Genomic DNA, 24423 nt, shown 5'->3' on the forward strand with positions numbered 1-24423 from the left:
ATCGCTTGCCGCTTCCGGTTCCGGTTTGCTGGCGCATTGGACAGCAGTGGACAGGGCAGGACAGTGATTGATCAGACCCATGCTGCATGCCCGGTGGAGCGGCGACGGCTGCACAGTCAGTTCGCCGTTATGGCCGCATTGGTAGCGCTACCGATGGATAAAACGCGGACCCTCACGCGGCGCGTGGCAGGAGTGCAAGATTTGCACAGCGAGCGCAGCTGTTTTTTCCTGCATTGTGGCGCTTGGCGCCGTCTCGCATGGCTGCACGGCTTGGCACGATAGTTGCGTTACCCCTCCTACCAGTGGCGTGATCGACGCATCGAGAGGAGGCACAGTGGAAGACGGACAAAGCAGTACTCGTAGCCGGCGCGGTTTTGCCGCATTGGATCCTGAAAAGCGCCGCGTGTTGGCGAGCAGCGGCGGCAAGGCAGCACATGCCAGTGGGAACGCACACGAATTCACCAGCGACGAGGCACGCGAAGCTGGCCGCAAAGGCGGCCAGGCCGTGAGCCGCGATCGCGATCATATGTCGCGGATCGGCAGCAAGGGTGGGCGTTCCAAGCAAGCCAAACCTCAGGAAGAGGCCGTCTAGGCGAGCGTGCGGCGCGCATCCGGCGCGCCGTTCTCGCTGCAGCGGACCGCAGGCCCTGCACGTCACGTGCAGGGCCTGCGGCGTTTTTGCGGACACCTCCGCCGCGTCAGCAGATCGGCCTGAACAATCGATTGCAGTTGTGTGTGTTCTTTGAAGCATCTGCGTCTTGCCTTGCTCGGCTAAGCAGTGGCGCAGAGGTTGATGTGCAATGCATCGTCAGAACCTCGGAAGTTTTTTCACTCGTCCTCGCGCGCACGCGATCGATTGCAGGGAAATATCTGCCCATTCCGCGGCGGGCTTACCCAGGCGACTGCAGGATTTGCATCCATTGCAGAATTTTCGTGATCGGCGGCCCGGCCTCGCTCCCTGGGGATTGATGGAAGGCTCGGGATGCCACCGCATGGCAGCGCGTCTGCGTTGGCCCTTGCGACCGACAAGCATTGCAGCCGTGTCATCGCATACGCAGCGTCAAGCCAACGACCGCCTCGTCACGACATTGCGCCTGCCGAGGGTGACGCGCCCGTTGTCGCGGGACTTGTCGACGCGCAGATTCGAAAAGTCGGCCCTGACCGGACTCGACCTTACGGGCGGTCGCCATCATCGGGTTCGTCGTCGAATGGACCGCCATGCACGGAGCGCTTACGCTGGCCGTCTTTCATTGGACGGCACCGGTAATGACACAGCGCATGGCGTATCCGATCGGCACACCACGGCAGCCCTGGGGCGCAGCAGAGCGCGCCGCATGGCGCGCACGCCAGCTACGTCAGCGCAGTCATGCTGACGATGTGGTGCAAGTGATCGATGCACTGGATGCCAGTTATGAGCGCGTGCATTACGGAACGATCCTGGCGGCATCCGAGCAATACCCGTTGATCGCGCTGCGCAGCGTGGCGTGGGACGCCGCTTTGCCCTGCGCGCTGGTGACCGGTGGCGTGCATGGCTATGAAACCAGCGGCGTGCAGGGCGCGCTGCAGTTTCTGCAGCAACGCGCGGCGGCCTATGCAGGCAAGCTCAATCTGCTGGTGGTGCCTTGCGTCAATCCATGGGGCTACGAGCGGATCCAGCGCTGGAATGCCGATGCCATCGACCCCAATCGTGCGTTTCGGCCGGACAGCCCGGCCGCCGAGTCGGCGGCCTTGATGCAACTGGTCGCCACAGTGGCCGGACAGATGCTGGTGCATATCGATCTGCACGAAACCACCGACAGCGACGAGAGCGAATTTCGTCCGGCCCTGGCCGCACGTGACGGCGTCGATTTCGTGCCCGGCAGCATTCCCGATGGCTTTTACCTGGTGGGCGATAGCGAGGATCCGCAACCGCAGTTTCAGCAGGCAATCATTGCCGCCGTCGCCGAGGTCACCCATATCGCACCTGCCGACGCGAACGGCCAGATCATCGGCGCAGCGGTGGTCGCTCCTGGCGTCATCAACTACCCGGTGCGGCGTCTTGGCCTGTGCGCGGGCGTCACCGACGCGCGCTATCGCACCACTACCGAGGTGTATCCGGACAGCCCGCGCGCAACGCCCGCACAGTGCAACGCCGCGCAGGTGGCTGCGATCTGCGCGGCGCTGGACTACGCGCTCGCCCAGCGCTGACAGCATGGACTGGCGCCAGATCGACGCTGGCGTCGCGGCGATGTCAGCCATCTGCAGCACGGCCCACGCATGCATGCCCTGAGCCACCGCACGGCTAGACTATGCAGTTCTTCAAGCGCATGGACGACCCCGAATGACTCACGATGCGATAGACGGTGCACGCAGACGCCTGCTGGGCGGCGCGATGGGAATGGCCATCAGCGGCGGCGTGCTTGCCAGGCAACCCAAGACGGAGAACACGATGGCGCAGGACACGCAGTGGCAGGACGGCAGCTGGCTCAATCGGCCACGGACCGTCGCAATCAGCGGCGGCACCTTGGACGTGGTTACCGACAAGGCCACCGACTTCTGGCGCAAGACGCATTACGGGTTCACGCGCGATAGCGGGCATTTTCTCGGTATCACCGCCGCAGCGCGCTTCACTGCGCAGTTGCGGGTGCGCGCGCAGTACGAGTCGCTCTACGATCAGGCCGGCATCATGGTGCGCGTGGACGAGCAGCACTGGGTCAAGGCGGGCATCGAGCTTAGCGATGGCCGTGCCATGCTCAGCAGCGTGTTGACCAACCCGGTCTCGGATTGGGCGACCGGCCCTTACGAGGCCGACCCCAAGGATTTCTGGATACGCGCCACCGTTGCCGATGGCGTCCTGCGTCTGCAGGTATCGGCCGATGGCCGGACCTGGCCACTGGTCAGGCTTTGCCCGTTTCCCGTCGCCGACGCGTACCAGGTCGGGCCGATGTGCTGCACGCCGGAGCGTGCCGGGCTGAAGGTGCGGTTTTCCGACTGGACGCTAGGTCCGCCGCTGGACAAGGACCTGCACGATCTGAGTTGATGGCCGCGTGGCAACGCAGCGTGCGCGCTGCGTTGCCACGCACATCACTGCAGGAGGCGAGGGCGGCGTAGTGTGGGTCGATCAAGGACGATGCACGCGCCGACTGCACGCGGGCAGCTCGGATCACGGCAAGCGCTGTTCTGCCACCGCGCTTGCCACATAGGCCGCCACCAGCTCCGCCTCCATCGGCCGGGCCAGCAGATAGCCCTGCGCTTCATCGCATCCCCAACTGCGCAGCAGCGCGATTTCGTCGGCGTGTTCGATGCCTTCTGCAACGGTGCGATATCCCAGCGCGCTGGCCAGGCGTACCACCGCCTCGGCGCGCAGCTGCATGCCGGTCTTGGTGGCGATGCCGGTCACCAGGGAGCGATCGAGCTTGAGCACGTTGACCGGCAGCTCGGTGAGGTAGCCGAAGTTGCTGTAGCCGGTGCCGAAGTCGTCGATGGCGACATTGACTCCGGCGTCACGCAGGGCGCGCAGCCGTGGCACGGCCTCCACATTGCTGCGCAGCCAGCGGCCCTCGGTGATCTCCAGCTCGATGCGCTGGGTGGGGATGGCCAGCTCCCTGCAGCGATGGATGACGTCTGCGGCGAGATTGCGGTTGCCAAAATCGCGCGAAGACAGATTGATCGACATGGAGAAGTCCAGCCCCTGCGCACGCCAGCTGGCCAACTGCACCAATGCGTTTTCGATCACCCAGTTGGTGACGGTGCACATCAAGGCGGTCTTTTCGAACAAGGGGATGAATTCGTCCGGACCGATCGGGCCGAGGCTGGCATGCCGCCAGCGCAACAGTGCCTCGAAGCCGGTCACCGACAAGTCTTCAAGGTTGATCCGTGGCTGGAACACCAGCCGGAAATCGCCTGCTTCCAGCGCCTTTTCGGCATCCAGTGCCAACCGGTACGAACGCTGGATCGCGTCGTCGTGCGAGGCGCTATACCAGCATACGATGGCGTGATTGCTGATCGCATCGCCCAGTGCCACCAGCCCCTTGCGCATGACGTCGTTGGTGTCCGGTTGTTGCGGTGCAAAGCGCACGACGCCAGCGTGAAAGGTCAACGACATCGGGATGCCGGCCGCGTCCATCGGCGCATGCAGCATGTCGCGCAGATCGAGCAACAGGTCTTCCATCTCGTCGGGCGCGGAATTCAACAGAAAAAACGCAAAGCGCATCGGTGCCACGTGATAGACGGTGGCCTTGCCGCGCAGCGCGCGCGTCAGTACATAGCTGGCGTGGCGCACCAGTTCTTCCAGCGGCTGCATGCCCAGTGCCTGACGTGCTTCATTGGCTGCCTGGGTGTCGTAGACCTCGATGAAGGCAGCGATGGTCGGTACGCAGTGGCTGCCGAAGGCGAGGGCATCCAGGTCCGACTGCAACTGGCGTGCATTGAGCAGGCCGCTGTGCGGTTCGCGCCGCCCGGCGCCGAACTGCAGTTCCAGTTGCGCCGCGGCCACATTGGCGAACATCAGCAGCTGTTGGTGTTCCTGGCTGGCCAGGCGACGCTCGCGCGTATCGATCACGCACAAGGTGCCGGAGACGCCGGTCTGCGGTGCACCGACCGGGACGCAGGCAATAAAGCGCGCCGGCAAGCCCGGGAAGGCGGCGTCGCCCAGTTGGATCGGGGCAAGGGCGGCAGGTTCGATCAGTTCCGTGACGCCATTGGGCGCCGCAGACGCATGCCGGCACAATTCAATGGCCTGCTCGACATGGGCGGCACTGATGCCGCGCGCCGCCAGCACGCGCACGCGGCCGCCCTCGACGATGGTTAGTGCGGCCGCAGGCGCAACCAGGGCATGGCACAGCAGACGCGCGATCTGATCGAGCGGCTCCATGCCACCCAGGTCGATCGGCACGCCCGACCAGTCGAACTGCTGTTGCTGCCGTTTGCTGTCCAAAGCGAGCGTCATGTCGTCAGTTTCCGTGTTGAAGATCACACACTGCCTGGCTACTACAAACAAACCGAGGTCGTTGACAGGTGACGATCATCGGGCACTAAAAACTTTTCGAATAAGCCGGCCTCTTCAATAAACTCCATCGCAGGATATCGAGCGCGACAATAAACTGGACGGGCGGAGTGGCTGCACACAAATACCGCAATCAATGAGCGGCGTCGACAGTTGGTGGTGGTCTTAATGGTAAAAGCGGGCTCATTAAATCAAATGACGGCACTGCATTGATCAGGTTTTTACTCCTGCACCGCAACATTCCACACAAAAGTTGTAGTCGAAATGGTTCGGCTCGCTAATGTTCGGGTGGCCGCATCAGATCGCTTTAAATCATTCGGACTCATCCAGCAATATTCCGCTTTACCGCTGAATTATGCCATGTTTTTATTTGAATTCTGCCGCACATGATCTGTGGCGCCTGCCGCATGAGGTAGCGCGATAACGCTGACGGGCACGAGTAAACCAGTCGACAGTTTGGGCGTGTGTCATGGATAGTTTCTTGGTTAGTGATATTCGGCACAGTTTCAGGCATGGCGCTTTCCCTATTAATCTCCCACTATTATTCGCAGGGAATGGTATTAAACGTCCTCATCCGTAGGCGATACCGGTTGGTACGGCACAAGCTGTTTTAAACCGACTCGACAGTAAATTTTAAACTGACTCGACAGTAAATCAACTTTCTGCTGTTGGAGAGCGCGTGTGTGTGTGCGTGAGTCTCTGCACGGCGATACAGGGGGAATAAAATGAATCGTGCATTTGCGCTGGTCTGGAACGCGGCGATTGGTAATTGGGTGGTGACGCACGAGCTGGTACGTCGGCGGCGCAAGCCCGGCGCAACCCGCCGCAGTGTGGCGAGCCTGGTCGTGCTGGCGGTGGGAGCCGCCGTACCGATGCTGGCCTGGGGGGCGTGCACACCTGCACTTCCAGCGGCGGGCGCCACCGTCACCTGTACGGGGTTGCCAATCACCAGCAACAGCTTCGCAAGCAGCGCAAACAACCTGACCATCAACGTTGCGGCAGGCACGCAGATGACCGCCGGGCTGCTGGGCGGCACCGCCATTGCGCTCACCGGCACCAATGCCACGCTCAACAACAGCGGTACGATCGATCCCTCGGCGCTCGGCCTGTTGTCGGTGTTGAGCACCGGCGTCAGCATGGGCAATGCCAGCTCCACCACGGTGACCGCCAATAATCTCGCCACCGGCGCGATTTACGGCACCGGCGGCCTGCTGGGGGCGAACCTGCTCAATCTCGATGGCATGGCGCTTGGCATCACCTCGGCCAGCAATGGCGTCGTGCAGATCAACAATGCCGGGCTGATCGATAGCCGTGCATTGTTGAACCTGTCGGTGCTGAGTGCGGATACGCCGGTGATAGCAGTCAGCGGCGGCGGTACCGTCAATGCGGTCAACACCGGCACCATCAACGGGCGCGTCGGCTTCCAGAGTTCGGCCACCGGCAACAGCTTCGTCAACGCCGGCACCATCAACGGCAGCGTGTCGATGGGGGCGGGCAGCACCAACAGCTTCACGGCGGTGACTGGCGGCAGCGTCAACAGCGGCGGCGGGCTGGCGCTGGAACTGCTTGGGCCGGGGGGCTTGCTGAGCTTCGCGCAGACCGGTGTGGTGGATGGCGGCGCAGGCGGCACCAATACGCTGATCCTGCAGAATTCGGCCACCGGCACTGGCAGCGGCAGCACCGGCGTCGGGACGCTCAGCACCGCGCAATACATCAATTTCGGCAGCCTGCGCGTCAATAGCGGCACCTGGTCGGTCGGGGGCGGAAGCAACTTCGGCAGCAGCGCGCTCAATGGCGGCGTACTGCAGTTCGCCAATCCTGCGCAGCTAGGCACTGCCATCACCGCCAATGGCGGTGCGCTGGAGGCGACAGCCGCCGGCCTGAGCCTGTCGCCTGCCGGCGGCATCACCTTGGGAGCAGGTGGCTTGACCCTGCAGGGCGCCAATGCCCTGACCATTGCCAGCCCAATCGTCGGTACCGGTGCGCTGACCAAGACCGGGAGCGGTGCGTTGGGCCTGACCGGCAGCAATACCTTCAGCGGAGGCGTCAACCTGCTCGGCGGCTCAGTGACGGTGGGAACCAATGGCGCACTGGGAACAGGCGCCGTCAACGTGTCAGCCGGCAGCGTGCTTTCCAGTGCGGCGGTCGACTTGCCGAACGCGTTCGTGCTCAACGATTTCATCGGCATCGGCGGCGCCAACACCTTGCGGATTGGCGGCGGCATCAGCGGCGCCGGCGCGTTGAACAAGATCGGCACCGGCACGCTCACCCTGGGCGGCAGCAATACCTATGCAGGCGGCACGACGCTGGGCGCGGGGACGCTGCGGATCGAAACCAATACCGCGCTCGGAGCGGGCACGGTGACAGCCGCCGGTGGGCAGCTGGATACCAGCGCTCCACTGACCCTGGCCAACAATGTTGCCCTGACCAATACGCTGGGCCTGGGCGCCAGCGGCAACGCGCTGACCCTGACCGGCACGCTTGCCGGCGCGGGTGGTGTCAACAAGACCGGCACCGGCACGCTCGCGCTCAACGGCGCCAACACCTTCGCTGGCGGAACCACGCTGGCATCGGGCACCTTGCAACTGGGCAGTACCTCGGCACTGGGAACCGGCGGCTTGAACGTCACCGGCGCGTCCAACCTCAGCAGCAGTGCGCCACTGACGGTGGCCAACGGCATCAGCCTTGGCGGACCCTTGAACTGGACCGGCGCGCAGGCGCTGACATTGAGCGGTGCCATCAACGGTGGCGGCAGCCTGATCAAGAGCGGTGCGGGCGACCTCACCCTGACCGGTAACAACGCCTACACCGGTGGCACCAGCTTGAGTACCGGGCGCCTGGTGGTGGGCTCGAACGCGGCCCTGGGCACCGGCACCCTGACCGCAAGCGGCGGCGAGCTGGATGCCATCGCTGCGGCAACCCTGGGCAACACGATTGCACTCACCGGTAGCTTGGGCGTGGGCAGCAGCGGCAATGCCTTGAACCTGAGCGGCGCCATTGGCGGCACCGGTGCGTTGAACAAGCTCGGCACCGGCAGCTTGACCCTGGGCGGCCTGAACACCTATGCCGGCGGCACCAACCTCACTGCCGGCACCTTGCAGGTGGCCAGCGGCACCGCGCTGGGCACGGGTGCGTTGAACGTCACCGGCAATGCGGCCCTGCAAAACACGGCGGCCACCTCGCTGAGCAACGCGATCGCGTTGACTCCAGGTGCGCTGACACTGAGTGGGGCGCAAGCACTGACACTGAGTGGCGCGATCAGCGGCACCGGGAGCCTGATCAAATCCGGCAGTGGCGACCTCACGCTGAGCGGCAACAATCTGTACAGCGGCGGCACCACGCTCAGCGCCGGCACACTGACGGTGGGCAGCGACACCGCGCTCGGTGTTGGCGCGCTCAGCGCAGCAGCCGGTACCACCCTGAACAATGCAACCGTCAGCACGCTGGCCAATGCCATTGCCTTGGCCGGCCTGGTCAACGTGGGTGGCAGCAACGCGCTCACGCTTACCGGCGCCATCACCGGCGTGGGCAGCCTGGACAAGCTGGGCCCCGCCAGCCTGACCCTGGCCGGTAACAATAGCTACACCGGCGGCACCCGCCTGAGTGCAGGCAGCCTGATCCTGGGCAGCGACACCGCCTTGGGTCTTGGCACCCTGACCGTCGGCGGCGGACTGCTCGACAGCACCGCCGCACGCGTGCTCGCCAACAACGTGGCGCTGGAAGCGGACCTGCAGCTCGGCGGCAGCCAGGATCTCACCCTCACCGGTGCGGTCAGTGGCGTGGGTGGCGTGGTCAAGGACGGCAATGCTGCATTGACGCTGGCTGGACCCAACAGTTTTGCCGGTGGCGTGGATCTCGATGCAGGCGCGCTGCTGATCGGCGACGGCGCAGCACTGGGCACCGGGGCGCTGACCGCTGCCGATGGCACGCAGCTGCAGGCCACTGCCGCGACCACGATCGGCAACGCTGTGGTGCTCAACGGTGCGCTTTCGCTCACCGGCAACAACGATCTGGGCGTCACCGGCATCGTCAGTGGCGCAGGCAGCCTGCTTAAGCAGGGCGCCGGTGCGTTGACCCTCACCGGCAACAATGTCTATACCGGCGGCACCTTGCTCGACACCGGCATCCTGTCGGTCGGCAGCGACAGCGCACTCGGCACCGGCGCGCTCACCGCTGCCGATGGCACGCAGCTCACTGCCAGCGCGGCGGTGACCTTGCAGAACGCGGTCAATGTCGCCGGCCAACTCGCCATCGATGGCCAGAACCTCACCCTCGATGGCGTGGTCGACGGCGCCGGTCGCCTGATCAAGAATGGCACGCAAACGCTCACGCTCAATGGCAACAACACCTGGGCGGGCGGACTGCAACTGCAGGGCGGCGCAGTGGTGGTCGGCAGCGACACGGCACTGGGCTTGGGCACGCTGAGCACCGCCGCGGGCACCACACTGGATGCCAGCACCGCGGTGACGCTGGGCAATGCGCTTGCCTTGAATGGCGCACTCACCTTGCCTGGCACGCAGGACATCACGCTCAATGGCGTCGTCAGCGGCAGCGGCAGTCTCGACAAGCAAGGCGCTGCCACGCTGACCTTGGCCAATGCCAATACCTTCAGCGGCGGCGTTGCGCTGAATGCGGGGCGTGTGGTGCTCGGCAACGACGCTGCGCTGGGCGTGGGTGCGCTGCTGGTCGGCGGCCCAGCCGAACTGGATGCCGCTGCCGCGCTGACGCTGGGCAATACGGTGCAGTTGAACGATCAGCTCACGCTGGTCGGCAGCAACGATCTCGGCTTGAACGCTGCGATCACCGGCACCGGCAGCCTGATCAAGAATGGCGCCACCACGTTGTCGCTCAACGCGGGCAACAGCTATAGCGGTGGCACCACGTTGACGGCCGGCACCATTGCGGTCGGCGCCAACGACGCACTCGGCACCGGCAGCCTGTCGGTGGTCGGTAATGCAGCGCTGAGCAATGCGATTGCGGTGGCGCTGGGCAACGACATCGCGCTTGGCGCAGCGCTCACCGTGGATAACGGTGCGGACATGCTGGTCAGCGGCAGCATCAGCGGTACAGGCGACTTGATCAAGACCGGTGCCGGCACCCTGACCTTGAATGGCAGCAACACCTACACCGGCCCGCTGGCGATCCAGGCCGGCACGCTGGTTGCGAGCACCGCTGCGTCGCTTGGCAACGCCAGCAATGTCGATGTCGCTGCAGGTGCGGTGCTGAATCTCAGCAACGGCGGCCTGATCAGCGCGCTCAGCGGCGCCGGCAATGTCAACACCGATGCCGGCGGCACGCTGCAGTTGGGCGGTGGCGATTTTGGCGGCAGCCTCGGCGGTGGCGGCAATCTGGACAAGGTCGGCGCCGGCACGGTGCGCCTGCTCGGCAACAGCGCGATCGGCGGTGCCACCCAGGTCAGCGGCGGTACCCTGGATGTGATCGGCACCCTGGGCACCAGCGCAGTGAACGTGGCGCTAGGCGGCACGCTGACCGGCACCGGCACCACCGGCAACGTGGGAAGCAATGTGACCATCGCCGACGGTGGCCGGCTTGCATTGACCAGTGGCTCCTCGCTCAGCGTGGGTGGCCTGACCCTGGCACCGGGTGCGTTTTTGGATGTCGCACTGGCAGCGCCGAGCAATACGCGGCTGCTCGCGGTCAATGGCGACCTCACCCTGGACGGCACGCTCAACATTACCGACATCGGTGGGTTCGGCACGGGTGTGTACCGGCTGATCGACTACACCGGCCTGCTCACCAACAACGGTCTGGCGATCGGTCTGTTTCCGGGCAGCGTGGATCTCAGCCAGCTCGCACTGCAGACCGCCATCGGCCAGCAACTCAACCTGGTGGTGACGGCACCGGGCAGCATCGTGCAGTTCTGGGATGGCGCGCAGACCACCGCCAACGGCACCATCGATGGTGGTGCAGGGACCTGGGGGGCGGCGACCAACTGGACCAACCAGGACGGCAGCGCCAACAGCACCTGGCAAGGCGATTTTGCGGTCTTTGCCGGCAACGCAGCCGCCGTCGGCGTGGTGGGCACGCAGAGCATCGGCGGCCTGCAGTTCGTCACCGATGGCTATCAGCTGACCGATGCCGGCGCGGGTGGATTGGCTGTGACTGCGCCGTTGACCGCGATCCGTGTGGATCCGGGTGCAACCGCCAGCATCGATGTCGCTATTTCCGGCAGCGGTGGCGTGGAAAAGCTCGACACCGGCACGCTGGTGCTCGATGCGGCCAACAGCTATACCGGCGGCACCGCCCTCAGCGGCGGCACCCTGGTGCTGGGCGACGCGCAGGCGTTGGGCACCGGCACCCTGACCGCAGCAACCGGCACCAACCTCGATAGCAACCAGGCATTGGCGGTCGGCAATGCAGTGGTACTCGATGGCGCGCTCAACCTGGTCGGCAGCAACGACCTGCGCCTGTCCGGCCCGATCAGCGGCGCGGGCAGTGTGATCAAGAACGGCGCGTCCACGCTCACGCTCGACGGCGCCAACAGCTACGTCGGCGGCAGCGTGTTGAACGCAGGCACCCTGGCGGTTGGCAGCAACACCGCGCTCGGTGTCGGCAGCCTGTCGGTGCTGGGCAATGCCACCTTGAGCAACGCGATTGCGCTGGCACTGGGCAATGCGGTCAATCTCGGAGCCGATCTGACCATTGCCAGCGCGGACGATCTGGGCCTGACCGGAGTGCTGAGTGGCGCGGGTGCGTTGACCAAGACGGGCCTGGGCACCTTGACCTTGTCCGGCGGCAACACGTTCACCGGCCCGGTGTCGGTGCAGGCCGGCGTGCTCGCCACCGCCGCCCCCGGCGCGTTGGGCAACACCAGCGTCGTGGATGTGGCCGCAGGTGCCGGGCTCTCGCTCGGCAGCAATGCGGCCTTGGGTGCAGTGACCGGGCAGGGCAACGTCGCGGTGCTGGGCGGCACCACGCTGCAGCTTGGCGCCAACAACGTCGGCAGTACGTTTGCCGGCAGCCTGAGCGATGCAGGCAATCTGGACAAGGTCGGCACCGGCACCTTGCAGCTCACCGGCACCAGCGCGCTCGGCGGCACCACCCAGGTCACCGCCGGCACGCTGGACGTGGATGGCACGCTGGCCAGTGCAGGTGGCCTGACCGTGGGCAGCGGTGCCAGCTTGAGCGGCAGCGGCGTGGTCGATGCGGCGGTCACGGTGAATGACGGCGGCCGCCTGGTGGTGACCAGTGGCGCAGTGTTGACCACCGGCAGCCTGAGCCTGGCTCCCACTGCCACGCTGGACGCGTTCCTGGGCATCCCCAGCCAGACCGGCGTGTTGGCGGTCAATGGCGATCTCACCCTGGACGGCACGCTCAACATCACCGACATCGGCGGCTTCGGCACCGGCGTGTACCGCCTGATCGACTACACCGGTGGCTTGACCGACAACGGCCTGGGCATCGGCACGCTGCCAGGTACGATCGATCCCACCCAGCTGACGTTGCAGACCGCGCTGGCCCAGCAGATCAACGTGGTGCTGCTGGCGCCCGGCAGCAACGTGCAGTTCTGGGATGGTGCGCAGACCATTGCCAATGGCAGCATCGATGGCGGCGCAGGCGTGTGGGCCGCAGGCCCCACCAACTGGACCTCGATCGATGGGCTGAGCAACAGCGACTGGCAGAACAGTTTTGCCGTGTTCGCCGGCACCGCAGGCAATGTAGGCGTGCAGGGCACGCAAGGCATTACCGGCATGCAGTTCATCAGCGACGGGTATGTGCTGAGCGATGCCGGCGGCGGTGCATTGAGCGCCAATGCGGCCACCACCATCATCCGTGTCGACCCTGGCGTCACCGGCACCATCGATGTGGGCATCGGCGGCACTGGCACGCTGCAGAAACTCGACACCGGCACGCTGGTGCTGAGCGCCGCCAATACCTACACCGGCGGCACCGCGCTCGGCGGCGGCACGCTGGTGCTGGGCGATGCGCAGGCACTGGGCACCGGCACGCTGACCGCGGCAGCCGGTACCAGCCTCGATACCGACCAGGCATTGGCCGTGGGCAATGCGGTGGTGCTCGACGGTGCGGTGACGCTGCTTGGCAGCAACGATCTCGCCCTGACTGGCGCCATCAGCGGTGCCGGCAGCGTGATCAAGACCGGTGCATCCACGCTCACGCTCAGTGGCAACAACAGCTATGCCGGCGGGACCGCGCTGAGCGATGGCACCTTGTCGATCGGCAGCAACAACGCGCTGGGCACCGGCAGCCTGTCGGTGGTCGGCGCTGCGGTGCTGACCAACCCTGTTGCCGCAACTGTGGGCAATGCGGTCGTCCTCGGCGCTGCGCTGAGCGTCGACAATCCGGCAGACCTCACGCTTGCCGGCGATATCAGCGGCAGTGGCGCCTTGATCAAGACCAACACCGGCACGCTGACACTGGACGGCAGCAACAGCTACACCGGTGGCACGACGGTCAACGCCGGCACGCTGGTCGGCGACAGCGCCAGCCTGCAGGGAGCCATCGTCGACAACGCGACGCTGGTGTTCAACCAGGTGGCCGATGGCGTGTTCACCGGCTCGATCACCGGCACCGGCAGCGTGATCAAGGATGGCGCCGGCGCACTATCGCTCAACGGTGCGAACGGGTACACCGGCGGCACCACGATCACGGCCGGTATCTTGATCGGCGACACCACCAGCCTGCAGGGCGATATCGCCAACAACGCGGCACTGGTGTTCAACCAGAACACCGGCGGCGTGTATGCCGGCACGCTCAGCGGCGCCGGCTCCCTGCAGAAGGCCGGCACCGGCGCGCTGCAACTGCTCGGGCCCAACACCTATACCGGCGGCACCGTGATCAGCGCCGGCAGCCTGATCGGCAACACCACCAGCCTGCAAGGCAATATCGTCGACAACGCCACGCTGGTGTTCGATCAGGCCAGCGATGGTGTGTTCGCCGGCGCGGTCAGCGGCACCGGCAGTGTGGTCAAGCAGGGGACGGGTGCGTTGACGCTTGCCGAAGCCGGCAACTACAGCGGCGGTACCGTACTTGCCAGCGGTAGCTTGGTGCTGGGTGATGCACAGGCGCTGGGCACCGGAACGTTGACCGCCGCGACCGGAACCGCGTTGGATACCGATCAGGCACTGACAGTGACCAACGCAGTCGAGCTGGCAGGTGCAGTCGCGTTTGCGGGCAGCAACGATCTCACCTTGACCGGTGCTGTGACCGGCACCGGTGGATTGATCAAGAATGGGGTTTCCACGCTGACACTGGACGGCAGCAACAGCTACACCGGTGGCACGACGGTCAACGCCGGCACCCTGGTCGGCGACAGCGCCAGCCTGCAGGGAGCCATCGTCGACAATGCGACGCTGGCGTTCAACCAGGTGGCCGATGGCGTGTTCACCGGCTCGATCACCGGCACCGGCAACGTGATCAAGGATGGCGCCGGCGCACTAGTGCTCAACGGTGCGAACGGGTACACCGGCGGCACCACGATCACGGCCGGTACCTTGATCGGCGACACCAGCAGCCTGCAGGGCGATATCGCCAACAACGCGGCACTGGTGTTCAACCAGAACACCGGCGGCGTCTATGCAGGCACGCTCAGCGGCACCGGCTCGCTGCAGAAGGCCGGCACCGGCGCGCTGCAACTGCTCGGACCCAACACCTATACCGGCGGTACCGTGATCAGCGCCGGCAGCCTGATCGGCAACACCACCAGCCTGCAGGGCAATATCGTCGACAACGCCACGTTGGTGTTCGATCAGGCCAGCGATGGCGTGTTCGCCGGCGCGGTCAGCGGCACCGGCAGTGTGGTCAAGCAGGGGACGGGTGCGTTGACGCTGGTTGCGCCCAATACCTACAGCGGTGGCACCACCATTGCCAGCGGCAGCCTGATCGGCAACACCACCAGCCTGCAGGGCAACATCGTCGACAACGCGACACTGGTGTTCGACCAGGCAGGCGATGGCACGTTTGCCGGCAACATCACCGGTAGCGGTACGTTGATCAAGAACGGCGCGGGCGCGTTGACGCTGGATGGTGTCAACGCCTATCTCGGTGGCACCACGATCAATGCGGGCACATTGATTGGCGATACCGACAGCTTGCAGGGCAATATCGCCAATGCCGGCGCACTGGTGTTCCAGCAGACCGCCAATGGCACCTACGCAGGGATCCTGTCGGGTACCGGCAGTCTGCTCAAGGATGGTGTGGGCACCTTGCTGGTCACCGCAAACAGCAGTGGCTTCACCGGGCCGACCACCATCGTCGCGGGCACCCTGAGCGTGGGTAACCCGGCCAATCCGGGCGCCGCGTTGGGCGGGCCGGTCACGGTGGGCCCGGGCGGCACGCTCACCGGCAGCGGCAGCATCGGCGGCCTGACCTCCGGTGGCACCGTGGCGATCGGCGGCAGTACGGGCACGATCAGCGTCGGCGGCAATGTCGCGCTTGCAAATGGCTCCACCCTGCAGGTCACGCCGGGTGCGGGCGGCACGGTGACACCGATCAGCGTGGGCGGGGCGGCCACGCTGGCACCTGGCAGCACCCTGCAACTGGTACGTGCGACGGACCTGCCGTTGTTCACCGAGATCCCGGTCATCAGCGCCGCCGGCGGGCTGACCGGTCGGTTTACCAACGTCGTCTCCGACTACGCCTTCGTCACGCCGAATGTCAGCGCCAGTGCCACGGCGCTGTCGGTGTCGTTTGGCCGCAACACCGTGGCCATGGTCGATGCAGTCACCGCGCCAAACCAGCAGGCTGCCGCAGCTGCGGTGGATGGCTTGCCGACCACCAGCCCGGTCTACCAGGCAGTGGTGCGCCTGCCCGACGACCCGCAGGCGATCAGCACGGCGTTTGCCTCGCTGTCGGGCGAAAGCCACGCCAGCACGGCGACTGCATTGCTGGATAGCCGTTTCCTGCTGAGTGGCGTCGGCAATCATCTGCGTGGCGACAGTCAGGACGCGCAGGTAGGCGACACCACGGTCTGGATCACCGGCCGTAGCCTGCCCAATCGTGTCGATGGGGATGCCAACACCGCTTCGGTGCGGCGCGAGGACAACGGCGTCATGGCCGGTGCAGAACGGCGCATCGGCGAGCGCAGCGTGGTCGGTGTCGCGGTCGGTAATCAGGACATCGAAACCCGCTCGCGCGAATCCTTGGATCGTTCCGACATCGATGGCACCCATGCCGGCATCTATGCCCAGGCCGACTGGTCCGCGTTCGCTATGCAGGCTGCGGTCGACTATGCGGACTACAGCGTGGACAGCAGCCGCCGGGTGATGCTGCCCGGTGTGCTCGAAGAGCGGCTGACCAGCAACTACGATGCGAAGGCCGTCACCGTGTCGCTGGAAGCGGCCTGGAACCTGCGCACCGGCAATGCGGTGTACAGCCCCTTCGTTGCGGCGGACTACACGCACCTGAAGACCGATGGCTTCGACGAGCGCGGCGGCATTGCCGGGCTGTCGGTGGACAGTGCCAAGGACGAGTACACCACCAGCACGGTGGGTGTGCGCGGGCGTTGGCAGCTGGGTGCGGCGGCCGGGGTGTACGCCTCGGTGGGTTGGCGGCATGCGTTCGGCGACCGTGCCGTGGAGCGGTCGGCCGGCTTTGTCGGCAGCGGCTCGCAGTTCTCGGTGCAGAGCGTCACGCTGGCCAAGAACGCGGTGGTCGGCGAACTGGGCGTCAGCCTGATCACCTCGCCCAACAGCCGCATGGCGTTGTCGTTGCAGGGACTCAACGGTGATGGCCAGACCGCATACGGCGGCCAGGTCACCTGGGGCTGGAGCTTCTGATTCACCGCAGACCAAAAAGCCCCGGCATTGCCGGGGCTTTTTTTTGCCTGATGCACAGTGCTGCATGGCATCGGTGGTTACAGTGACCAAGTGCGGTCGGGTGCCGGTCGCGATCAGAACTGCCAGCGCAAGCCGACATTGGCATTGATGCTGTTGGCATCGGAACGACCGCGCTCGGCGCCCACATTGCCATAGATGGAGAAGGCATCGTTGAGCTGGTAGCGCACGCCCACCGACGCACGCGCCGACTGCTTGGACACCGGCTCGCCGGCCACGTTGAAGCGCGCTTCCGGCAGACCGGTGAACCAGGCGGTGAAGTCCGAGTTCGGATTGCCGAGCAGCGAACGGTAGGCGATCAAGCCATCGAAGCCCCACTTGCCGCGCACCAGATGACCGCGCACACCCACCTCGCCATAGCCGGCACGCAACGTGTCGCTGTTGGCGCTCAACCCCAGCCCGGTGGCCGAGGCTTCGCTGAAGGCATCCTGGGTCTGGCTGACCACGCCTGCGGCAATGAACGGCGACAGCCCTGCCTGCGGCATCAGGCCGACTTCGGCACGCAGCGACCAGTTGGTGTCGTGGCGGCGATCCTGCAGGCGCTCGCCGATGCTGCCGGCCTGCACCGTGCGTTCGGTGTCCACATTGCTCATGCCGTAGGAACCGATCCCCGACACATAGGCCTGGCCGATCGGTTGATACAGATACGCGGTCATCGCATAACGGTCCGAGCGCAGGCGACTGGCCGACGCATCGATGTGCGCACGGTCCTGACCCGAACTCAGCGCCGCACCCACGATGGTGCCAGCGTTGCCCATCGGCAGATCCACACCGACGGTGGTGGCCTGCTGGGTGTAATCGGCCGAGTCGAAACCCTTGCCGCCCAGTTCGCCGTCCAGATAGCTGCCCTGCATCCAGGTGGTCAGCGTGGTGGTGTCGGCCAGGTAGGGCAGGCGATCGGCCGCCACGCGTGCATCGTTGAGTGCCGACTGGAAGCCCAGCGTGCGCTCGATGCCGTGTACCTGGCCGGCCAGGGTCGGCAGCGATGCGGCAACCTGCGCATCGTTGGCGGCCAGCAGCGCGCCGGTGGCGCTGATCAGGCCACCCAGATTATCCGTATCGCCGGAGGCCACACGCGTATCCAGCACCTTGACCAGCGTATCGGCCTGCGTGGCACCGTTGACCACCGACTGCGGCGCACCGGCCGCCTGCGCGCTGGCAGCGGAGGCATTGCGGGTCAACGTGGCGGTGACGGTGGTGGGGTCGTAGGCGAGCGAAGCAGTCCAGAAGAAGTTGTTGGCGTACTGCACCCGGTCGAAGCTGCCCTGCAACGTGCCGGCCGTGACGATCTTCTCGCTGCTGCCGACGTTGTAGCCAGCCGCTTCCGGCAGCAACAGCAGGTTGCCCTTCAGGCTGGCCTGGCCGGTGACGGTCAAGCCCTTGCCCAATTCGATGGCGGTGGTGCCGGTGTTGTTGGCCAGGCTGTAGCCGCCGTTGATGACACCGCCGCGCGATTCGAACGTGGCCGAGTTGAGCACAATGACATCCGAACGCAGGCTGCCGGACAGTGCGAGCACGCCGTCGCTGACGCTGGTGCCGCCGGTGTAGGTGTTGTTGCCGCTGAGCGTGAGCCTGCCGGCGCCGTTCTTGGTCAGGCCGCCGGCGCCGGAGATGTCATTGCTGAAGGTGCTGTCGTAGCCGGAGGTCACATTTGCCGCCCAGTTGCTGGCGAACTGGCCCGGGCCCTTGATCGCCTTGGCCGCATTGACTAGGCCGAAGCCGTACAGCGCATCCACGCCGGGGTCGCCCAGGTCAGTGGCGGTGGTCAGCAGGGTCTGCTGCAGGTTGGAAGCGCTCATCCACGGATACACGCCCAGCACCTGCGCCGCGATGCCGCTTACAGCGGCCGTGGAGAACGAGGTGCCGGCGATCTGGCCCTGCAGCTCGGTGCCGGCCAGCGCGGGTGCGAAGTAGCTGCCCGGCGCCACCAGGCACCACTGTGCGGCGGCGCCGCAATGGTTGGAATAGCTGGTCAGGCCGGCGGCATTGCCGGCGCTGTCGATGTTGACCGCGCCCACGGCCAGCCAGTTGTTGCGCAGACTGGCTTCCTGCACCGGCGTCGCCGCCGGGTAGGAGGCTTCTGCCGCGCCTTCGTTGCCGGTGGCGGCCACGATCAGCGCATCGGCCTGCACCAGCGGGGTCAGCGCATACTTCCAGGCCAGTGCGGCATTGGCACTGCTGGCTGCATCTGCATACGAGGCGCCGATCGACAGATTGGCGATGCGCACGCCGGCTGCCGCCAGGTCCACCGCCGCGCGGCGGGTCTGCTGGGTACCGCAGGAGTTTTCGGCGCAGATGCGCGCATAGAACAGGTCCGCATCCGGCGCGACACCGCCGGCGAAGCCGTCCTGGGCGGTGCCCAGCACCAATGCCGAGACGACGGTGCCGTGGCCGCGCAACGCGTTCGATGCGGATTCCGGGGTGCCGGGGGTGTCGGTGTAATCGTTGGAGGTATCGACCTTGCCGCTGATCGGCGCGTAGCTGCCATAGAGGTTGTCGTCCAGCACCGCCAGCTTGACGCCCTGACCCTTGGCGCCGGCCTGTTGTGCCAGATCCGCATTGGTCGGCACCAGCAGGTTGCTGGCCAGGCCCTGGTAGCGGGCGGGGGCAGGTGCCGGCGTCGGCGCGGTGTTCGGCAGCGGGTCGGCCGCGGTGGTGTCCGGCGTCGTTGGAGTCGTTGGAGTCGTGGGCGTGGGCGTGGGCGTGGTGGGCGCTGGGGGAGTGGACGGCGTCGGGGCGACCACCGTGGTCTGCGGTGGGTCACTGCGGACATTGCCGCCACCGCCGCCACAGGCAGTCAGGACAAGGCAGGAGGCGATCGTGGTTGCGAGTAGCGAGCGATTCATGGGTTGGTCGATTCCGGTAATTAGCGCGCCGCAACTGCAAAAATTCTAAAATTTGGCGCAGACGATTCCAGCACCGGGAAAAGCCGGTGTGGCGTTGGATTTCACGCGTTATTCACTTTATCCGCCGCGAATCTGTCCCCTCAGATAAGCGCTCCGGATAACACGGTGATGCGCCGATGCATCGAACCATGTGCTTGCGAGATTGTTTAACGGCGCTACCGGTAAACTCTAAAACATGAACGGACAGTTGCTATTCAGAGAAAAATGTCCTGCATAGGACTTCACGATTTAATCCATAGCCAAAACAGATTAAAAAGCGCCTTATCAGGCTCGACTGCAAGGAAATGTCAGAGCGAACGCGACAATAAGTCGTCACGAATCTCCGGGGGCGGCAATCCTAAATGCGATGACTATCGCAGGTAATCAGGAAATGCGTCGAAGATGTCGGTAAATTGCCCACACGGTGTAGCGGATTCGACTGTAAGTTAGCAGCTCTAACGGACTCGTCTGTATCAGGCCTGATCGGATGAGTTTTATCGCAGTGACATCGAAGTTATATTAAATTTTCTGCTGCAGAACGAATATATCCACCGCATTTATATTGACCAAAATCGAGCGAACCCTGCCATTGTGCCCAATTCCCCGCTTTTCCTGCATGAAATGCGCAAAGGGACATGCTCGAAGAAACGCTGGATATTCAGTGCGCCGAATGAAACGTCGAGACAGGCACGTCCTCGCTTCAGGCCATCAAGCTGAATGCTGGGAGAATATTCAAGCCGATCTTTTTGGGGGAAGAACCAACATTCGGCGTTCCCCTACAGCCGATTCCTCTGATTCTGTTCTTATCGGCGCCGCTGCGTGCGCCACGCAAGGTGCGACATCGGTGTCATCGCTGCATGGCCGAGCCTGTTCAGGCCGCAGCGGTCTGTCGGGAGTGCGCCGCTGGCGCTGCGCTAGCGTCTGCATAAATTGTTCAAGTTGCCGCGCCGCCAAATTTGGGCATCACAGCTATGCTCGAGCCCGATGAGTACCCACTGCACCGAAAGAATGTCCACGGAAGGCACCGACCAGGGCCTGCCGTACCGCGTGGTCGCTCGACAGCTCGGGCATCGGCGCATCGTGTTGGAGACCTTGCAGGTCTGTGGGCATCCCGTACCGCTGCCGGCCGCGCCCACCTTCGGCTCGCTGCAGACCGCGCTGGAGATCGGCACCAGGCTGGCCGAGCAATACATCGGTCAGTTGATCGTCAAGCAGGCCGGTGGGCGGCCGGGGCTGGCGGCTGGCCCGGCGCCGCTTTAGCGGGGCCCGATCGGTTTCGACGTGCTGCCGTCGGCAGCCGCATTCGCGCCGGCAGAATGCGCTGCGGTTGTCGAACCCCGCCGCAGGCTCACTGGGCCCTGGCTTTGGCCAGTGCCGCCTTGGCGCGTGTGCCGGCGGCCGCACCGACGCGCTTGTCCAGCACCTGGGCCAGTTCGTGCAGCTGCGCCTCGGTCACGCCGATGTTCAAGCCGATCTTCAAATGCGATTGCAGTTGCGCCTCCACGCCTTCCAGGGCGGCGAGCACGCTGATCGTGGCCAGTTCACGGCTCACCCAATCCAGGTTGTCGCGGGCAAAGATGTCGCCGAACAGATGCGTCTTGAGGTACTGATCGATTGCCGGCGCAAACGCAAACAACGGCCCGGTCACCGGCGCACCGGCCAGACGGGTCTGGTTGGCGGTGCCCAGCGCCAGCAGCGCATCGCCGCTCGGTACCGGGCCGGGCTCGTGTCCCGGCGCATCGGCGATGCCGCGCTGCTTGCGTGCATCGACGACCTGCATCAGCGCGGCCAGTGCATTGAGGCTGCGCGGAAACCCGGCATATGCATACAGCTGGACCAGTACCTCCTTGCAGTCGCTGATGCTCAAGCCAGCATCGAGGCCCGCCTCCAATGCGGTGTTCAAGCGGTCGATATCGCCGGTGGCCGCAAACGCGGCAATCGGCGCAATGGCCTGCTGCCTGGGCGACAAGGTGGCGTGTGTCGTCATGGACGTGATCTCCGAAGGATGTGCTGCCGCGGGGGAGGGGGCAACAGAGAGCAGGGCAACTGCGCCCAACAACAGCGCAGCCATGGAGGGGAGCGCGCGGCGCAGCGCGCTCGCGCATGGCATCGCATCTCTCCACCGATCTAGGGGCAAGGCAACGCGAATCCAAGCATCCACTGCCGCATCCACTGCCGGACCGTACGATGCAGATGGCGCCCCAGCTGCGCGCAGACCTTGTCGAATCGAACGCACCACGCTTGCGTTCTTCATCGCCGTCTCCTTGCCGTACATGCCGGCAACGAGCATGACGCAGATGCAACGCCGCTCCATCCATCCAACTTGCATGGTCCTATGAATGGCGCTCATCACTGCGAACGCGCATTGGAATTCAAGCCATCCTGGATGCGTACTGCTGTGCGATCGAAAACGCAGTTGGTGCCGGAGAAGTTTTTCCGCGCCAGCCGATTGCTAAGGTTTTCATCTGTCTGTTCCTCCGGTGGATGGAGCCCAGCGTAGAGAGCGTCCTGGAGCACGCACATCTTTCTATGAAATAGGGTCATGGCAGCGGTCCAGCGGTCGCTCGGCAGGATGAGTGGTTTGGGGTCCCGATGCTTGTCCGTGCAGCCCATCGCGCAGAGAAGACCCAGCATCACCGCGCTCATCACGTGGCAGCTGGCAGCATCGGGGCACGTTTCACCAACGCGCCCAATGAGTCCGCCATGAATTCAACTGCCATGCCCGCCCGATCCTGGGCCATCCATCCGTTCCATGCAGCCGTGCTCGGCGGTGTGTGGCCGCTGTTTCTCGGTGCCTTGCTGAGCGACTACGCTTACTGGAGCAGTCATCAGATCCAGTGGGCCAACTTTGCTGCGTGGCTGCTGATCGGCGCGATGGTATTGACCACCATCGCCTTGCTGTGCGCGATCGTCGGCTTCGTTAGCGGAAGCCGCAACCTGATCTATGTGATTGCGCTCGGTGCCGCATGGATTGTCGGCTTCTTCGACGCCCTGCATCATGCACGCGATGCCTGGGCCATCATGCCGGCGGCACTGGTGTTTTCTGCGATTGCGACCGCATTCGCGCTCGTTGCAACCTGGTCGGGGCTATCCAGCCTGCGCGTGGGAGGTGCCCGATGAAGCGTCATGCCGTTACCGTCCTGTCGGTTTCCATTCTCGCCGCCGCACTCGCTTCCTGCGGCAAGGCGCCCGAGCTCAAACAACACGGCGCCAGTCCCGAGCTGCCTGCGCCGGATCGCGGCCTGCTGCCCGACATGACCATCGCCGAGCCGGCAGCCTGGGGCGAGCGCAAGCCCACCGTGCCCGCGGGTTACCGCATCACTGCAATCGCCACCGGTCTGGGCATCCCACGCCAGACGCTGGTGTTGCCCAATGGCGACATCCTGGTCGCCGAAGGCCGCGGCGGCAATGCACCCAACCTCAAGCCCAAGGACGTGATTGCCGGTGCGATCAAGGCCAAGGGCAACACCTCGGTCAAGAGCGGCAACCGGCTGACGCTGTTGCGCGATGCCGATGGCGACGGCACCTATGAACTGAAGACCGTGTTTGCCGACAAGCTCAATGCGCCGTATGGCCTGGCGCTGATCGGCAACGCGCTGTACGTGGCAAATCAGGACGCGCTGGTGCGTTTTGATTATCAGCAAGGGCAGACCAAGGCCAGCGCTGCACCCAGCAAGGTCACCGACTTGCCGTCGGCCATCAACCATCACTGGACCAAGGCCCTGACCGCCAGTGCCGATGGACGCTATCTGTATGTCGCGATCGGCTCCAACAGCAACATCACCGAGCGCGGCATGATTGCCGAAGTCGACCGCGCCCAGGTCTGGCAGGTGGATCCGGCAACCGGCGCCCACAAGAGCTATGCCACCGGGCTGCGCAATCCCACGGCATTGGCGATCCAGCCCGGCAGTGGCGCACTGTGGGCGGTGGTCAACGAGCGCGACGAGATCGGCCCGAATCTGGTGCCCGACTACCTCACCTCGGTACGTGAAGGCGGCTTCTACGGCTGGCCCTACAGCTACTGGGGCAAGAACGTGGACACGCGGGTCATGCCGCAGGATCCGCAGAAGGTCGCATCGGCCATCGTGCCCGATTACGCGCTGGGCTCGCATGTGGCCGCACTCGGTGTCGCGTTTTCGGCGGCCACGATGGGAACGCAGTTTGCCGACGGTGTGTTCGTCGGTGAGCACGGCAGCTGGAATCGCGACCCGCCGGTGGGCTACAAGGTGGTGTTCGTGCCGTTCCGCGATGGCCGCCCGGCGGGCGACCCGATCGACTTCGTCTCCGGTTTCCATGGCGACGATGGCCTGACCCGCGGCCGCCCGGTCGGCGTCACGCTCGATCCACGTGGTGCATTGATCGTCGCGGACGACCTGGCCAATACGATCTGGCGAGTGACGCCGGATGCGGCGCCCGTCGCGCCGCAAGCGGCTGCACAGTAAGCCTGCCTGTCTACCCGGTTCTGCAAAGAACCGGGCAGTATTTGATGCTACCTGCACCGGGCTGCGGGGCAGGGCTACCTGTAGGCCTTATCGGGAACAACCCAACTTTTCAGAGGCGCAGGTCTTCAAGGCACGAGCCTCTGTTGGCCGTCTATCAGCATCGCGATTGATCGGCCTCGAATGCAACTGTCAGGGATGTGCGTCGATGAATACCGAGCGCCGCACTGTCTTGGCGGACCAGCACAAGGGATAGGCATCGCCGTCCAGTTGACATACAGTGCCGGCCCCGCGTCGACCTG

The 24423-nt window shown here is 64.9% G+C and carries 11 protein-coding genes and 1 pseudogene; 8 read left to right on the forward strand and 4 right to left on the reverse strand.

Annotation, left to right across the window (positions count from 1 at the left end; genetic code table 11):
- Positions 1-334 precede the first annotated feature (334 nt).
- The 3 genes from DYQ94_RS16980 (at position 335) to DYQ94_RS16990 (ending at position 3019) form a co-directional block, all read left to right on the forward strand.
- Complete coding sequence (locus tag DYQ94_RS16980; RefSeq protein WP_024940389.1) at positions 335-592, forward strand: KGG domain-containing protein; 258 nt, start codon at positions 335-337, stop codon at positions 590-592.
- A gap of 674 nt (positions 593-1266) precedes the next feature.
- Positions 1267-2187: a M14 family metallopeptidase gene (locus DYQ94_RS16985; protein WP_160954732.1), complete on the forward strand. Its 921-nt coding sequence runs from the start codon at positions 1267-1269 to the stop codon at positions 2185-2187.
- A gap of 133 nt (positions 2188-2320) precedes the next feature.
- Positions 2321-3019, forward strand: coding sequence for a DUF1349 domain-containing protein (locus tag DYQ94_RS16990; RefSeq protein ID WP_160954731.1), 699 nt, complete (start codon positions 2321-2323; stop codon positions 3017-3019).
- 123 nt (positions 3020-3142) lie between these two features.
- On the opposite strand, the gene DYQ94_RS16995 is transcribed toward DYQ94_RS16990, so the two are convergent.
- Positions 3143-4954, reverse strand: coding sequence for an EAL domain-containing protein (locus tag DYQ94_RS16995; protein WP_160954730.1), 1812 nt, complete (start codon positions 4952-4954; stop codon positions 3143-3145).
- Positions 4955-5709: 755 nt separating this feature from the next.
- Between DYQ94_RS16995 and DYQ94_RS17000 the strand changes: the two are divergent.
- A pseudogene (locus DYQ94_RS17000) lies at positions 5710-13425 on the forward strand (autotransporter-associated beta strand repeat-containing protein); the annotation flags it as partial.
- A 117-nt stretch (positions 13426-13542) separates the two neighbouring features.
- Positions 13543-16740: an autotransporter-associated beta strand repeat-containing protein gene (locus DYQ94_RS17005; RefSeq protein ID WP_505414913.1), complete on the forward strand. Its 3198-nt coding sequence runs from the start codon at positions 13543-13545 to the stop codon at positions 16738-16740.
- Between the two features lie 113 nt (positions 16741-16853).
- Here the strand turns inward: DYQ94_RS17005 and DYQ94_RS17010 are convergent, their stop codons facing one another.
- Positions 16854-19643, reverse strand: a complete 2790-nt coding sequence (locus tag DYQ94_RS17010; protein WP_160954728.1) for a S8 family serine peptidase — start codon at positions 19641-19643, stop codon at positions 16854-16856.
- Positions 19644-20666: 1023 nt separating this feature from the next.
- On the opposite strand from DYQ94_RS17010, the gene DYQ94_RS17015 reads away from it, so the two are divergent.
- Positions 20667-20942, forward strand: a complete 276-nt coding sequence (locus tag DYQ94_RS17015) for a hypothetical protein (RefSeq protein ID WP_024940668.1) — start codon at positions 20667-20669, stop codon at positions 20940-20942.
- Between the two features lie 88 nt (positions 20943-21030).
- Here DYQ94_RS17015 and DYQ94_RS17020 read toward each other — a convergent pair whose 3' ends face one another.
- Positions 21031-21669 carry a carboxymuconolactone decarboxylase family protein gene (locus DYQ94_RS17020; RefSeq protein ID WP_102581659.1) on the reverse strand — a complete coding sequence of 213 codons (639 nt, stop codon included), beginning with the start codon at positions 21667-21669 and terminating at the stop codon, positions 21031-21033.
- A gap of 362 nt (positions 21670-22031) precedes the next feature.
- Positions 22032-22328: a hypothetical protein gene (locus DYQ94_RS17025; RefSeq protein WP_126966734.1), complete on the reverse strand. Its 297-nt coding sequence runs from the start codon at positions 22326-22328 to the stop codon at positions 22032-22034.
- A gap of 57 nt (positions 22329-22385) precedes the next feature.
- Between DYQ94_RS17025 and DYQ94_RS17030 the strand changes: the two genes are divergently transcribed.
- Both DYQ94_RS17030 and DYQ94_RS17035 read left to right on the forward strand, forming a co-directional pair.
- Positions 22386-22802, forward strand: a complete 417-nt coding sequence (locus DYQ94_RS17030; protein ID WP_160954743.1) for a hypothetical protein — start codon at positions 22386-22388, stop codon at positions 22800-22802.
- Positions 22799-24124, forward strand: a complete 1326-nt coding sequence (locus DYQ94_RS17035) for a PQQ-dependent sugar dehydrogenase (protein ID WP_102256753.1) — start codon at positions 22799-22801, stop codon at positions 24122-24124. Before DYQ94_RS17030 ends, DYQ94_RS17035 begins: the two co-directional genes overlap by 4 nt.
- Positions 24125-24423 lie beyond the last annotated feature (299 nt).

This window comes from Xanthomonas sp. LMG 8993, from assembly GCF_009835065.2.
GTDB lineage: Bacteria > Pseudomonadota > Gammaproteobacteria > Xanthomonadales > Xanthomonadaceae > Xanthomonas > Xanthomonas arboricola.